The sequence below is a fragment of the Acinetobacter rudis genome, assembly GCF_031157835.1.
GTDB lineage: Bacteria > Pseudomonadota > Gammaproteobacteria > Pseudomonadales > Moraxellaceae > Acinetobacter > Acinetobacter rudis_A.
In genome coordinates this window covers 17,928-32,622 of record NZ_JAVIDR010000028.1, presented here as the reverse complement: position 1 = coordinate 32,622, position 14,695 = coordinate 17,928, and the positions used below count along the sequence as shown (strand labels likewise).

Here is a 14,695-nt window from a genome sequence, read left to right as displayed (position 1 = left end):
GTAGAAAGTTAAACGCAATACTTATTCAACAACCTAGCCCTTTGAACTAAGTTCGTTGCCTGTATCGCGTCGGGATGAGCTCATTATAGGAGATTTTTTTTAGGCTGCAAGAGGCTTACAGCGATTTTATTTCTGACTGTTGGATTTTTATGCACCAAATTGGTTCGTTTTTTAAACCAAACTTGCGTAACTATATAATTATAAAGTAGAAATATGACCAAAATATTTCTACTTTATTTTTGGCTTTTTAATCCGATTCTTACTTTAAATTATTTGATTAACTTTACATTCGTAATAATAACGCTTTGTTTTGGTACATCTTGGTGCATTCCGTAAGCACCTGTAGGGACTTTTACGATTTTATCAACGATTTCCATGCCCTTTGTCACTTTACCAAACACTGCATAGCCAGGATTCATTGGTCCACGATTTAAAAATGCATTGTCTGCCACATTAATGAAGAACTGACTTGTTGCTGAATTAGGATCATTGGTTCGTGCCATCGCCAATGTACCACGTAGATTTTTTAATCCATTATTTGATTCGTTCTGAATAGGAGCTTGTGTACTCTTCTCCACCATATTCTTATCAAAGCCACCGCCTTGGATCATAAAACCAGGAATTACTCGATGAAAAATGGTTCCATTGTAGAAATTCTTATTTGCATAATTTTTAAAATTTTGTACAGATACTGGAGCTTTATCGTCATATAGCTCTATTTCAATATTTCCATAATTCGTTTGTACTAGCATATGTGTGTTCGCATAAACTGAAGCACCAAAACCGCTCAACCCAACGACAAGCATAAGTTGTTTAATCATTTACATTACTCTATAAGTATTTAAATTAGGAAAGACTATATATTTAGCATATCTTGCTTTAATTTATTGTTCATTGATGGTGATAAAGCAATATTAGGGTCTCCCTCCATCACAAAGGAAACCCAATTTTATTCATCAACAGTTTTTATCCCAAAACTTTCTAAAGCCTCTACTCATTTCAATCACATACTTTTTAGCCTTATTTGAAATAGATGTCAGGTTTATAAAACCATGAAATTGGTCTACATATTCTTGGTAATGCACCTGCACTCCATTTTGTTTTAACTTATAGGCATAAATTTTAGCCTCATCATGTAAAATATCGTGCCCTGCTGTCACCAAAAAAGTAGGGGCAACTTTTTTAATATCCCCATAAGTCGGTGAGATAATCGGATCATCAAGTTCTATATGATGTTTAAGGGCATAATACTCTGTGACAAGCTCTACATCTTTTCCTGTTAAAACCAATCCTTCCTTGTACATATAAAATGAAGGGTGGCGGCTTTTAAAATCAACAGTTGGATAAATTAAAAATTGTGCTTGTGGCGCATAAGCCATTTTTTTACTTCTTTGTGCAACAACTGTCGCAATATTACCACCAGCACTATCACCCGCAACAGCAATGCGATGTTTGAGTATTTTAAAGTGATTCCTATTTTGATATACCCAAGCCAAAGCATCTTCACATGATTTAATTAATACATAAGGCCCAACTTCGGGAGCCAGAGGATATTCCAAACTCAACACTTGCACTTTGCTATGGACAGCAATCAAACGACAAACTTCATCATGAGTATCGCGACTACCCACAACAAAACCTCCACCATGATAAAAAATTAACATCGGTAGTTTTTTATTTGGTGCAGGATGATAATGTCGTGCTTCAACTTCACCACTCTGTAAAGGCAATTTTAAATCTCGAACCTGAGTCACAGGTGTAACTTGCTTTATTAAAGCTTGCGCATTTAACTCAAATAGCTGGCGAGATGCCTGAACATCAGTCCCCACAATACCACTAATCCCCTGTTTATATTGTATTGCCATCAGTGCTTGACTAAAGCTATCAAGCTCAGGATAAGTAAAAGGATATTTTAATGCCTTTACAATCGAGGTATGCACTATTCGAGGCATATGATCTAACACCCGTGCTGCACTACCTTGTTTACTCAATAACTTTTGATTTATTTGTTGTATAGAGTTTTGCATATTAACTTCCCCTACTGACCAGACATAAATATTCCAACGAGTACGCCACATTAATATGTGGTCATCATTCATTATTGTAAATTGCACACCTCAGATACTAGTGAAGAGCAATAATCGCTGTCATTGACATTATTTATTTTAATTTATCTTGAGCATGTAAATTTAAGCCACTGCTATACCATAAAAAAATAAACAGTAGAGCCGAAAGCTTCACTGTTTATTTTAAATAAATTAAATGTATTGACGGTTCAAAGGCTATAAATATTATGGAGTTAATACTTGTGTCGATTTATAGCTATTTGACTTAGATTGATTTGGAATAATACTATTTTCAGCAGGAGAAGACACATCGTTATTTGGATTTATAACTGGGTTTGTATCAGGGGATGTGTTTAAATTGGGGTTTTCAGGTGCTGTGGGTTCAAGAGCATGGGGTTGTTGTTGGTTGCCCAAAGGTTGTTGTTCTGATCGTAATGCACAACCTGCTATCATTAATGTTGCTATTAATAAAACGGAAACTGAAGCTACTTTTTCCATCTATATCTCCTTTTATTCATCGTTAAGTTGAATCAAAATCATTAAATATTTTGATCTTCAACATCATTCATCTTTCAAAGGAAACGATCAGCCCCTATAACGTAGCTCTTTTACCACAACGAGTAAGCTCTCACCTTTTTCTTAACACCACAAATACTCAATACAAAAATCAAGCCTTGTATAAATTTTAAAATATAAACTTGTTTTATATACAACTTTCCCAAATCATGAGCTGTATTAACACCTCTAACAAAACATAGCTTTAGTCGTAAAAAGACAACTCAAATAAATTATTGTAGTAAAAACTAAGTCTATTGCCTGTTGCAGACTCTTCATTTACTTGTAACTTCACAAAAACCCTCTAAAAGTCTTATAGTCACTTTAAGGCAATGCTTTTCTTTGTGGTTTTATCTTCGATATATAACTATTTTAAAGCATCTAAGCTTGAATTTTTATGAACTGCCCACATTTCTCTTTACATTAACAAATTACATACTCATGGCAGTTCAGCCTTCGATCTGTAAATACTGTAATTCAGTAAAGGACTGTACATGTTTAAAGACCTATTTAAACGGAGATCATCAATGGCAAATGAGCAAAATGAGCAAGCTCAAGACATTCAGGTAGATAACGCTGAAACACAAGCAAACGCGGAAGATGTTCAGCAAACTGATGAGCAAAAAATTGCAGATCTTAATGCCCAAATTGTCAAACTTGAAGAAAGTTTAAAATATGAGAAAGCAATTGCTGCAAATGCAAAATATGAAGCAGAGAAAACTAAAGAACGTTTAGAACGTGAAGCAGATTCAGCGAAAAAATTTGCATTAGAAAAGTTTGCAAAAAACCTTCTTGACGCTGTAGACAATCTAGAACGTGCACTTCAAGCTGCTGGCGATAGTCAAGACCCAATGGTGGAAGGTGTACAACTCACGCTTAAATCACTGCTCAGTACTTTAGAAAAATTTGATGTTGTTGTTGTTGATACAACACAAGGATTCAATGCTGATTTACACCAAGCAGTTGGTATTGATCCAAGTAGCAAAGCAGGTGAAATTGGCACAGTACTACAAAAGGGCTATACCCTTTCAAATCGCTTACTTCGTCCAGCAATGGTGATGGTTGGTCAATAAAACAACTTCTTTGATAGCCTTTTAATTTTTTTCCTATATTTCACTTGAAAAATTCTGAAAGGCTCTCATATCGGATTACAAGCATAAATTATTGTAAAAAAATTTTTGAGGAATACATCAATGGCTAAAATTATTGGTATTGACTTAGGTACAACTAACTCATGTGTTGCCGTATTAGAGGGCGACAAAGTTAAAGTAATTGAAAATGCAGAAGGTGCTCGCACAACTCCATCTATCGTTGCTTACAAAGATGGTGAAATTTTAGTAGGTCAATCCGCTAAACGCCAAGCTGTAACTAACCCTAAAAACACTTTATTCGCGATCAAACGTTTAATTGGTCGTCGTTATGAAGATGGTGCTGTACAAAAAGATATCGGCTTAGTTCCTTATAAAATCATTAAAGCCGACAATGGTGATGCATGGGTTGAAGTCAATGACAAAAAACTTGCACCACAACAAGTTTCAGCTGAAATCTTGAAAAAGATGAAAAAAACTGCTGAAGACTATCTTGGTGAAACAGTAACTGAAGCAGTTGTAACTGTACCGGCTTACTTTAACGATGCTCAACGTCAAGCAACTAAAGACGCTGGTAAAATCGCTGGTCTTGATGTTAAACGTATTATCAACGAACCAACTGCTGCTGCACTTGCGTTTGGTATGGATAAAAAAGAAGGCGACCGTAAAGTTGCTGTCTATGACCTTGGTGGTGGTACTTTCGACGTTTCTATTATCGAAATTGCAGACCTTGATGGCGACCAACAAATTGAAGTGTTATCTACAAATGGTGATACATTCCTTGGTGGTGAAGACTTTGATAATGCATTGATTGAATACTTAGTTGAAGAGTTCAAAAAAGAACAAAACTTTAACTTAAAAAATGATCCTCTTGCATTACAACGTTTAAAAGAAGCTGCTGAAAAAGCAAAAATTGAGTTGTCTTCTTCTAATTCAACTGAAATTAACTTGCCATACATCACAGCAGATGCATCTGGTCCTAAACACTTAGTGATTAATGTAACACGTGCAAAACTTGAAGGTTTGGTTGCTGATCTTGTTACACGTACAATTGAGCCATGTAAAGTTGCACTGAAAGATGCTGGTCTTTCAACTTCAGACATCTCTGATGTCATTTTAGTTGGTGGTCAATCACGTATGCCACTTGTACAACAAAAAGTACAAGAATTCTTTGGTAAAGAACCACGTAAAGATGTGAACCCAGACGAAGCTGTTGCAATGGGTGCAGCAATTCAAGGTGCAGTATTGTCTGGCGACAAAAATGACGTACTTTTACTTGACGTAACGCCGCTAACTCTTGGTATTGAAACTATGGGTGGTGTGTTAACAGCAATCATTGAGAAGAACACAACGATTCCTGCGAAGAAATCACAAGTATTCTCTACTGCTGCTGACAATCAACCAGCTGTAGACATCTCTGTTTACCAAGGTGAACGTAAGATGGCTCAACAAAACAAATTATTGGGTAACTTCCAATTAGGCGATATTCCACCTGCTCCACGTGGCGTACCACAAATTGAAGTATCATTTGACATTAACGCTGATGGTATCTTAAAAGTATCTGCTAAAGATAAGAGCACTGGTAAAGAGCAATCTATCCAGATTAAAGCAAACTCAGGTTTGTCTGATGCTGAAATCGAAGCAATGATCAAAGATGCTGAAGCAAATGCTGAAGAAGACCGTAAGTTTGAAGAATTAGCTAAGGCACGTAACGAAGCTGATGCATTAATTTCTAGCTCGCAAAAAGCTGTAAAAGACTTAGGCGAACAAGTAACTGCTGATGAGAAAACTGCAGTTGAAACTGCTGTGACTGAGTTAGAAGCTGCTGCTAAAGAAAATGATGTTGAAGAAATCAAAGCTAAAACTGAAGCTCTTCAAAACATTTTGATGCCTATCACTCAACGTGCTTATGAGCAAGCTCAACAAGCAGGTGGAGATGCACAAGGTTTTGATCCAAATGCATTCCAAGGTGATGCAACTCAACATCAAAAAGCTGATGACGGTGTTGTAGATGCTGAATTTACAGAAGTTAAAGATGACAAAAAATAATTGTTGAGCATTTAACGGGAAACCGCGCAAATTCAAATTGCGCGGTTTTTTTATATTTTGAGTTATTTACTGGCATTTAGAATTTCAAAAAATAAAATAATTAATTTACTGATTTTGAAAAAAATTACACGAAATGCTCTAACTAAAAGTAAATGGAAAGAACTCTTATCTTATTTATTTTATATTTTCATGCGATTACAAACATATTTTTTGAATAAAGCAGAGTATCATGTGCACAATTTGCTTTTAGAGTGCTCAGTTTATGTCCAATTGGTTTCCAAAGTGGCGACCTTATCAAGGTGATATTCAACAACAACCTGTACGTACAGATGAGTACTTAGCTCCAGCACAAAGTATCATTTTAGGTGTACAACACGCATTCGCCATGTTTGGTGCAACAGTACTTGCGCCCTTTCTTATGGGCTTTGATCCTAATCTTGCCATACTCATGTCAGGAATTTGTACCATTTTATTCTTTCTGATTACAGGCGGTCGTGTTCCAAGCTATTTAGGTTCAAGTTTTGCCTTTATTGGAGTTGTTATTGCCGCAACAGGCTACGCAGCATCTGGTACTGGAGCAGCCAACCTAAATCTCGGTGTAGCCGCAGGTGGCATTATGGCTTGTGGTGTACTCTATGCCTTATTCGGTCTGATGGTAATGCTTACAGGTACACGTTGGATTGAAAAACTGATGCCACCAGTGGTTACTGGTGCAGTTGTCATGATTATTGGCCTAAACCTCGCACCGACAACAATTAAATCGGTTGCTGGACAAAACTTTGAAATGTGGATGGCGTTAATTACTGTACTGTGTATGGGCTCTATTGCGGTCTTCACACGTGGATTATTACAACGTTTACTCCTCTTGGTTGGTTTAATCATTTCTTATCTAATCTACTTTGTTGCAACGAATGTTCTTCAATTAGGTACACCTATCAACTTTATACCCATGCAACAAGCAGCATGGTTTGGTATACCTACTTTGCACGCACCTGTCCTTGATCCTCATGCCATGCTCATCATTGCCCCTATTGCATTGATTTTAGTTGCTGAAAATCTTGGACATATTAAAGCTGTTAGTGCGATGACAGGTGAAAATTTAGATCCACATATTGGTAAAGCTTTTCTCGCTGATGGTCTAGCAACCACTTTATCAGGTGGTGTTGGTGCGCCAGGCATGACAACTTATGGTGAAAACATTGGCGTGATGGCAGTTACACGTGTTTACTCTACAATTGTTTTTGTTATTGCTGGTATATTCGCAATTTTCTTAGGTTTATCACCAAAATTTGGTGCCATGATCCACACTATACCTTTAGCCATTTTAACAGGTGCTTCTATTGTGGTTTTTGGTCTCATTACCATTGCTGGTGCGAAGATCTGGATTGAAAATAAAGTTGATTTTTCTCAAAATAAAAACTTAATGGTTGCTGCAGTCACTATTATTTTAGGTACAGGCGACTTTGCTTTGCAGTTTGGAGATTTCAACTTGGGTGGTATTGGCACTGCAACTTTTGCAGCCCTATTACTTAACTGGTTATTTAGTCTCAAAAACTAAGCGCTCAATGAAAGATAAAAAAGTCACTTTAAAGTGGCTTTTTTTACATGACGAACTGCTGCTGCGTTTTTAACATTTCTTGTTGCAACCACTGCATAAAAACCATTTTACGAGGATCACTGTCAAATGCTGCAGCTGACAGTAAATAATAGGCTGAATGATCTGAGAATATCGGTATAACTGGTTGTAGCGTTTGATAGGTTAATTCTTTTTCCACCATATAAATTGACAGAAGTGTTTCTCCCCACCCAGCTAAGCATCCCTCAATACACAAATAAAAATGCTCTAGCGCAATCCAGTCAGACTGTGGGATTCGTTTTGTAATACTTTCATACTTACGTAATTGCTTGTCAAAATGGGGTCTTGAACTCGACCATAATAATTTTCTTTTTATTTGGGAATGTTGGCCTTGTACTAATACCATATATTCATCAGCCAACTTTTCACTATATAGCTCTGTTCCCCATTCAAAATCATTTCGTCTTAGTGCTAAATCAATTTGCTGTTCCTTAAAATCTACAGGGCCACCACCTGTTTGTAGAATCACTTCAAACCCCCAATTTAATTGATGAACTGTTGCTAAACGGGGAATAAGCCATTTCATCGAAAGTGTTGGTTCACAAGATAAAACCAATGCTTTATTTTGCACAGTACTATGTTGAATTTGTCCAAGACATTGTTGTAGCTGCCCAAAAATCTGTTGGCAGCACACATAAAGGATACGGCCCTCATTTGTTAACACCAAGGACTTATTTATACGATCAAACAATTGCAACATAAGAGCTTGTTCGAGGCTCTTGATTTGTTTACTCACTGCACTTTGAGTTAAATATAATTTTTCAGCAGCTAAACTAACACTGCCAAACTCTGCGACATAATAAAAAAATTTAAGAGAATTTAATGGGACTTTGTGATCAATCATTCCAAAAACTCATATAGGTATAGGCAAATTATTCAATTTTAATTTTCCACAATTGAAGCAAAATCATTATGTCTTTTTTATTCAAACATTAAAACTATGCCAGAATTTATTGCAGTCCTTTGTATCACAGTTTTAGCTGTTATTAGTCCTGGGGCAGATTTTGCTGTCGTCACTAAAAATAGTTATTTATATGGCCGATCTATAGGTATTTTAACTGCATTAGGTATTGCTTTAGGCGTACTCTTTCATGTGAGTTATGCGTTAATCATATTCAACCTAGCATTACAGGACAGCTCGATTTTTTTAAATATTATTCGTTATATCGGTGCAAGCTATCTCATCTATATTGGTTATAAAACTTTTATTCAAACAACTGTAGTAGATACAAATCATTTTACCCAATTGTCCCCCCTACTCGCATTTAAAACTGGATTCCTTACCAATGCACTTAATCCCAAAACGGCTTTATTTGTCATAAGTATTTATACACAAATGATTGCTTATGCTAGCAGTGTATTCATTGGTTATGGCCTGTTTATAGCATTAATGCATTTTTTTTGGTTTACACTGGTAGGCTTAGTTTTTTCCCAACCCACTATTCGACAAAAGCTGTTGACACAACAAAGTCGAATTAATCGTATTATCGGTAGTATATTGATTATATTAGGGTTAGCACTATTGTTCAGTCATTTATTTTAACCATGAAATATCTCTATTCACATATTTATACGCTGTGGATTACAGCTAAACATGTTTTTTACTGCTAGGTCTACAATGCAAAATTTTATATTCTGACCTTACAGAGAACATGGCGTTTTCATATTAATAAGATCAAAAATAAATAATTGGATAATGAGCAAAAACTTGGTATGACTGGCGTCCTACCTTAAAGCAATATAATGAGTCAGTCTCAATAGGATGTTGAGGCTGACTTTTTAATTTCCTAATCTTACTTAATGTTATTTCCGACTTTGAAGTAAAAATAAACAACAGTAATACAAAAATATTGCACATCTGCTCTTTATTGATAAAATAAACGATAACGATTATCAATACAAATAGCATTCATGAAGTTCCGCAAACATCCTTTAACTTTGCTTTTATCAACGATAAGTGCAACAACATCAACACTCAACTATGCTGAAAGTATTGAAGAGCAAACAGTTATTGACAATCAGAGAGTTGTACTACCTACCATTGTTATTGAAGCGATGGCCGAAGGTGATCCGATTAAAACTTATGTGGACTATAAAAATGCCAATGTCACGCGCAATGGCCTAGATAAGAAAGATATTCCTCAAACAGTAGATACGATTGATGTATCTAAATACAAAATTTATGGCAGTAATGATCTGAGTGTGATGTTACAAGGTACACCGGGTGTATCCACAACTTATGACACTCGTGAAGATGGGATTATGTTGCGCGGATTCGACTCAGATTTAGGTGATATTTACCGTGATGGTGTCCGTGAGAGTGGACAAATTCGTCGTAGTACTGCAAATATTGAGCGTATTGAAATACTAAAAGGGCCTGCTTCTGTACTCTATGGACGTAGTGCAGGCGGTGGAGTTGTCAATATGGTAAGTAAGTATGCCAACTTTGATTCTCCAAGTTCCGTTGGATTATATGCAGGTTCATATCACAACATTGGCGCTACACTTGATTTCAACCAAGCTGTGAATGACAATTTCGCAATTCGATTAACTGGAGAACTTGGGGATAGCGACAGTTTCCGTCAGGGTATTGGCACTAAAACAGAAATGATATCGCCAAGTTTTACTTATCGTAATGATGATCAAACTCTGACCTGGACCACCCAATATACTTACGACAAGATTGACCGAGTTCCTGATCGTGGCCCCAATTTTTCAGAACTTCCTGCTGGAACATCGATAAAAATGGGCTTTGCTCAACACGGCGATTATATTTATGACCGTTCGGAAGTAATGCGGTCAGATTTAAACTATGACCTATCAAATCAGTGGAAATTCCATTGGGCGGTGAGTTATCGCGAAGCCTTCCAAAACTTTGATCACTTTTATGCTGGTTACTATTGCAATGAAAATAATATCAATAGTGTAGGCAAAGCCTGTCAAAACCCTGGAACAGTAAATCAAAACTATTATTGGCAACAAACCTCAAACAAAACAACTTCTAATAGTTTTGACTTAAAAGGAGAAGTTTATACTGGCAAAATAAAACATAACATAATGTTTGGTGCCGACTGGGTATACGAAGAAAGAGAACCTATACTTGCCAATAGTTATGTAAATGGAGAAAAAATAGTTGGTTTTATTAATCCAACCACAGGTGAACGCTTTAACAACCGTCAAGATCGTGAGTTAAAAATTAATCAGCATAACTATAATGAAGGCTCAAACTACGCTGTATTTATGCAAGACCTCATTAGTTTCAATGAACATTTTAAACTCATGCTAGGAGGTCGTTATGATTATTATGAAAACACAACAACAAATAAATTAAAAGCAGACGGCGACCAAGATCAACGTCGCTCAGTGAGCGATAATACCTTTAGTCCAAATGCTGGAATTATATGGCAACCAACTGAAAATCAAAGTTTTTATGCTTCATATAGCAAAAGTTTTTCACCTTTTGGCGGTAGCATGGGCGTTAATGCAGTCAGTAGTAACACAAATTTAAATGCCTTTAATGCAGAACCACAATATAACGATCAATATGAAATAGGTGTAAAAAGTGACTGGTTTGATCAACGCTTAAATACACAGCTTTCAGTTTATGATATCCGCAAAAAAAATATTCGCTATAAACCTGATCCGGAAAATCGTCCCGATGATTTTGCAGTTGCAGGAGAACATCAATCCAAAGGTATTGAGTTAAGCTTTATTGGTAAAGTGCTAGATAATTTATATATTCGTGGAGGTTATGGTTATACCAATGCAACGGTTAAAGAAGACAAAGAAACACCTGCTTTAGAGGGTAACCGCCTTAAGGATGTCTCCAAGAATACAGGTAATCTTTTTGTACGCTATTTGCCTCTCGATAATTTGTATACTGAACTGGGTTATACCTATGTTGGCTCTTATTATGGCAATAAAGAAAATACCCAAAAAGCTGCTGGCTTTGAGCGTATTGATGCAGCAATAGGTTATAAAAATAATACTTGGAGTGCGAGCTTTGCCGTTAATAACCTCACTGATGAAAAATACTGGCGCTCAACCTCTATGCCTGGAACACCACGAAATTATCTCTTTCGTATGAATTATTATTTCTAATATACGGACAGTTATCTCAAACCTCTGAGTACCTTTATAGACATTATTGTCTATAAAGGACACCACCCTTAAAAATCCATCTTGATATAAATACAATTTTAAAGAAAAGTGTTGTAAAGATAATGCTAAGCTGATGAGAATAAAGTTCTCTTGGATTGATTTACTAGGCCATGCGTTTAAGTTTTTTTGATTTAACACTGTTCTTAAATATCGTCGAAACAGGAAGTTTAACCAAAGGTGCTGAACGGTCAGCAATCTCCTTACAAGCGGCAAGTGAACGGATTAAAAAGTTAGAATTTTATTACCAAGTCACTTTGTTTAATCGTCATGCGACTGGGGTTACTCTAAATTTAGCTGGACAACAATTTGCTGAATATGCTCAACGTCTACTCAATGAATATTATCGTCTAGAACAACACATGCAATATTTTTCCACTGGGCAACAACGCATTTGTCTTTGGTGTAACTCATCTGCTCAAAGTGAGTATTTACCCCAACTGCTCCCACAATATCTAAATCAGAATCCGCAGCTACAAATTGATTTCAAAGAAGCTGAAAGTTCTGACATCATTGCAGCACTACAGCAAGGCCAAGCAGAACTGGGAATTGTCTCAAACTTCTTTGCCCTGCAACCATTACAAAGCTTTATTCTCTGTGATGATCCCTTAGTGCTAATTTGCCCAAAAAATCATGACTTAGCCAACATAAATGAAATTGAGCTCAGCAACGCTTTACACTTTACTTTTGTTGGCTTGATGCCTTATCACTCTTTACAGAAATCCATTGAGACACAGGCAAAACAACTCGGTTTCGATTTACACTATCGCTTACGTCTACCCAACTTTTCTGCAATTGCTCAAGTTGTGGCAGATGGTGTAGGTGTAGCCATTATGCCCAAACGTGCGATGTTACGTTATGCTCAACAATTTGATTTTCATAGTGTCGAACTTCTTGGAGCTTGGGCAAATCGTCAATTACATATTGCTGCACGAGACTTTGAGCAACTGAGCCTCCCCTATCAGCACCTCACTCAATTTTTACTGTCCCAAAAAAGCAAACTTACTTTAGATTAAAATAACCAAATCCGATGTAATAACATATAACTCCCAAGAGTAAATACACCAATAAAAAATATACGGCGAAACCTTTCTTCAGAAATACGATAACGGATCTTGGTTCCCAACCACATTCCCAATAAAGCAGGGACAAGCCCCAACATAAGAATCATGTGAGTAGGTAAAGCTTGTTCCACTGGATTTTGATAAAGAAACACTGCCAAACAACAAGTTGAGACTGTAAATGCCAAACCTAAAGTTTGTACCAGCTGATCACGCTTAAGCTGTAAGGACTGAACATAAGGGACTACTGGTATCACGATCACGCCAGTCGCAACTGTTAAAGCCCCTCCTAGGTATCCAACAATAGGTGATAAATAACGCTCATAAGCGGATAAATCAGCAAGTTTTTTTCCCATTAATCCATAGAGACCATACAGTGCTAACATTGCACCAAGTAAGGCCTCACTAGGAAAAGTCTGATCACTCAGCGTTGGAAAAATACTCCATATCGAGCCGACTATAATCCCAACAACTAAACTCCAAAAACGCTTTAATAATGCAAGGACTTCTCCTTCTGCAAAGAGTTGCCAAAAATTGGTCAACATAGATGGAACAATTAATAAACTTGCTGCCTGATAGGGACTTAAAAAAACAGTTAATAATCCCATAGAAACAGCGGGTAGCCCCAACCCAATCACTCCTTTGATGAACCCTGCTAGAGTAAATACAACCATAATAAAACCTAGCATCATACTCTCCACAAATCGAATACTGTGATACTAGGTCATGTTCAGTTCATGCAAAATCATGAAATTTTGAATAGGCCTCAAGTAAAAATTGAGGCTGTAAATTAGAAAAAATCTTTATGGCAAATAAATAAAAAAATAATGGATATATATTGCTTAATTTAAATACTGAGCTTTTAAGGCAAAGTTAGACCATGTATATTTTAGCAATGATGCAATAATTTTTAGCTTAGAGTACTGACTTCATATGCGATCGTATTTGCCACTTTTGATATTATTCGGCTCGACTTTATTTTATACGCATCAGAGTCATGCAGTTTTACGGAAGACTGGTCATTCATTAGAGAATATAAAACCACAACAAGTGCTTGTGTCAGCCCCACCGCCCCAAGATATAGCGCTTGAAATTTCAGACTTCAATGATCATCTCCATTATCTCTATACTGAAAAAATGCAGTTATCAGCATTAAGTCTTTATCAACAAGATTTAAAACAAGGACGCATCCTGTTTTCTATTTTGGCCAAACAATTAGATGTTGATGATTATGATCAAATGAGTTTTATTAATAACTATGCAACATTACTTTCTAATTATGCTGAATTATTAGATCAACAACATTGTTACCAACAATCGCTAAACTACTGGCAGCAAAGTGATCAGGTTTATCAAGCAGGTAAGATTTATCAAAAAGAATATCCCACTCTAGCCTATAACCATAGTTTAAACTTCGCACGGCAATCTGTTTTTTATCGTAAGAATAGTGATCAGAGTCAACGCCTTGCCCTATTAACCCAGGCAGAACGCATTAGTGCAAAGCTCATAAAAGATAATCCTGAAGAAGATAGTTTTCAATTACATCACTTGAATGTATTACTTGATCAGTTAGATATCTATCAACAACAAGCCAATTCATACTCGCTACAAAAGCAACGTTTTGACCAACTTACACCTTATTATTTCAAGGTACTGAAACAACAAAGTGAGCCAGATAACTTCGGTAATACCATTATTTTTATTCAAAAATATTATCGTTACTTGTTTATCCATAACCCTCAACAAGCAACACAATGGTTAAAACAACAACACAGTTTCATTGAAAACTATCGCCATCAACAACAAACCCTAAGCCAACGTGAAAAAGAATTTTTAGCAGGGTACTATGCCTTAAACCGACAATTTACTTTAACCATGTTTTATCTGAACCAATTAGACCCAAACAGTAATGATGCAACGGCTGTACATAACTTTAAAAATACCGACCCACTCTATGCTAATATTCGCTTCCAGCCAGAATTTCAAACTTGGTTAGCCAACTATGAAAAACTCTACGCTGAGCAACAAAAACAATGCCAAATTACTGAACATTAAACTGAGTTAAATCGACAATGCCCTTTG

Annotated in this window: 12 protein-coding genes; 7 read left to right on the top strand and 5 right to left on the bottom strand. The window is 36.3% G+C overall.

Annotated elements, in window-relative coordinates; genetic code table 11:
• Positions 1-269: 269 nt before the first annotated feature.
• The 3 genes from RFH42_RS15950 to RFH42_RS15940 form a co-directional block, all read right to left on the bottom strand.
• Complete coding sequence (locus tag RFH42_RS15950) at positions 270-821, bottom strand: peptidylprolyl isomerase (RefSeq protein WP_308976864.1); 552 nt, start codon at positions 819-821, stop codon at positions 270-272.
• A 135-nt stretch (positions 822-956) separates the two neighbouring features.
• Positions 957-2,027, bottom strand: coding sequence for an alpha/beta hydrolase (locus tag RFH42_RS15945; RefSeq protein WP_308976866.1), 1,071 nt, complete (start codon positions 2,025-2,027; stop codon positions 957-959).
• A 264-nt stretch (positions 2,028-2,291) separates the two neighbouring features.
• Positions 2,292-2,564 (bottom strand): hypothetical protein, encoded by a 273-nt coding sequence (locus RFH42_RS15940; RefSeq protein WP_308976863.1) that lies wholly within the window; start codon positions 2,562-2,564, stop codon positions 2,292-2,294.
• Between the two features lie 584 nt (positions 2,565-3,148).
• Between RFH42_RS15940 and grpE the strand changes: the two genes are divergently transcribed.
• The 3 genes from grpE (at position 3,149) to RFH42_RS15925 (ending at position 7,316) form a co-directional block, all read left to right on the top strand.
• Positions 3,149-3,694, top strand: coding sequence for a nucleotide exchange factor GrpE (gene grpE, locus RFH42_RS15935; RefSeq protein ID WP_308976862.1), 546 nt, complete (start codon positions 3,149-3,151; stop codon positions 3,692-3,694).
• A gap of 120 nt (positions 3,695-3,814) precedes the next feature.
• Positions 3,815-5,758, top strand: a complete 1,944-nt coding sequence (dnaK, locus tag RFH42_RS15930) for a molecular chaperone DnaK (RefSeq protein WP_308976861.1) — start codon at positions 3,815-3,817, stop codon at positions 5,756-5,758.
• Positions 5,759-6,020: 262 nt separating this feature from the next.
• The gene (locus RFH42_RS15925; protein ID WP_308976860.1) at positions 6,021-7,316 is read left to right on the top strand and encodes a solute carrier family 23 protein; all 1,296 of its coding nucleotides are present in this window, start codon (positions 6,021-6,023) and stop codon (positions 7,314-7,316) included.
• 43 nt (positions 7,317-7,359) lie between these two features.
• On the opposite strand, the gene RFH42_RS15920 is transcribed toward RFH42_RS15925, so the two are convergent.
• The gene (locus RFH42_RS15920; protein WP_374990845.1) at positions 7,360-8,235 is read right to left on the bottom strand and encodes a LysR family transcriptional regulator; all 876 of its coding nucleotides are present in this window, start codon (positions 8,233-8,235) and stop codon (positions 7,360-7,362) included.
• 99 nt (positions 8,236-8,334) lie between these two features.
• Between RFH42_RS15920 and RFH42_RS15915 the strand changes: the two genes are divergently transcribed.
• The 3 genes from RFH42_RS15915 (at position 8,335) to RFH42_RS15905 (ending at position 12,568) form a co-directional block, all read left to right on the top strand.
• Positions 8,335-8,937 (top strand): LysE family translocator, encoded by a 603-nt coding sequence (locus RFH42_RS15915; protein WP_308976858.1) that lies wholly within the window; start codon positions 8,335-8,337, stop codon positions 8,935-8,937.
• 368 nt (positions 8,938-9,305) lie between these two features.
• The gene (locus RFH42_RS15910) at positions 9,306-11,495 is read left to right on the top strand and encodes a TonB-dependent receptor (protein ID WP_308976857.1); all 2,190 of its coding nucleotides are present in this window, start codon (positions 9,306-9,308) and stop codon (positions 11,493-11,495) included.
• Positions 11,496-11,665: 170 nt separating this feature from the next.
• Positions 11,666-12,568, top strand: a complete 903-nt coding sequence (locus tag RFH42_RS15905) for a LysR substrate-binding domain-containing protein (RefSeq protein ID WP_308976855.1) — start codon at positions 11,666-11,668, stop codon at positions 12,566-12,568.
• Here the strand turns inward: RFH42_RS15905 and RFH42_RS15900 are convergent.
• Entirely contained in the window at positions 12,565-13,302 is a 738-nt protein-coding gene (locus tag RFH42_RS15900; RefSeq protein ID WP_308976854.1) for a sulfite exporter TauE/SafE family protein, read from the bottom strand. The two genes, RFH42_RS15905 and RFH42_RS15900, sit on opposite strands and share 4 nt — an antisense overlap.
• A 367-nt stretch (positions 13,303-13,669) precedes the next feature.
• On the opposite strand from RFH42_RS15900, the gene RFH42_RS15895 reads away from it, so the two are divergent.
• The gene (locus tag RFH42_RS15895) at positions 13,670-14,668 is read left to right on the top strand and encodes a hypothetical protein (RefSeq protein WP_308976853.1); all 999 of its coding nucleotides are present in this window, start codon (positions 13,670-13,672) and stop codon (positions 14,666-14,668) included.
• Positions 14,669-14,695 lie beyond the last annotated feature (27 nt).

Bases quoted from the DNA above. Each gene is read 5' to 3' on its own strand.
- RFH42_RS15910 (WP_308976857.1), top strand. From the start codon at position 9,306: ATGAAGTTCCGCAAACATCCTTTAACTTTGCTTTTATCAACGATAAGT.
- RFH42_RS15925 (WP_308976860.1), top strand. From the start codon at position 6,021: ATGTCCAATTGGTTTCCAAAGTGGCGACCTTATCAAGGTGATATTCAA.
- RFH42_RS15940 (WP_308976863.1), bottom strand. From the start codon at position 2,564: ATGGAAAAAGTAGCTTCAGTTTCCGTTTTATTAATAGCAACATTAATG.
- RFH42_RS15905 (WP_308976855.1), top strand. From the start codon at position 11,666: ATGCGTTTAAGTTTTTTTGATTTAACACTGTTCTTAAATATCGTCGAA.
- RFH42_RS15915 (WP_308976858.1), top strand. From the start codon at position 8,335: ATGCCAGAATTTATTGCAGTCCTTTGTATCACAGTTTTAGCTGTTATT.
- RFH42_RS15900 (WP_308976854.1), bottom strand. From the start codon at position 13,302: ATGCTAGGTTTTATTATGGTTGTATTTACTCTAGCAGGGTTCATCAAA.
- dnaK (WP_308976861.1), top strand. From the start codon at position 3,815: ATGGCTAAAATTATTGGTATTGACTTAGGTACAACTAACTCATGTGTT.
- RFH42_RS15945 (WP_308976866.1), bottom strand. From the start codon at position 2,027: ATGCAAAACTCTATACAACAAATAAATCAAAAGTTATTGAGTAAACAA.
- RFH42_RS15950 (WP_308976864.1), bottom strand. From the start codon at position 821: ATGATTAAACAACTTATGCTTGTCGTTGGGTTGAGCGGTTTTGGTGCT.
- grpE (WP_308976862.1), top strand. From the start codon at position 3,149: ATGGCAAATGAGCAAAATGAGCAAGCTCAAGACATTCAGGTAGATAAC.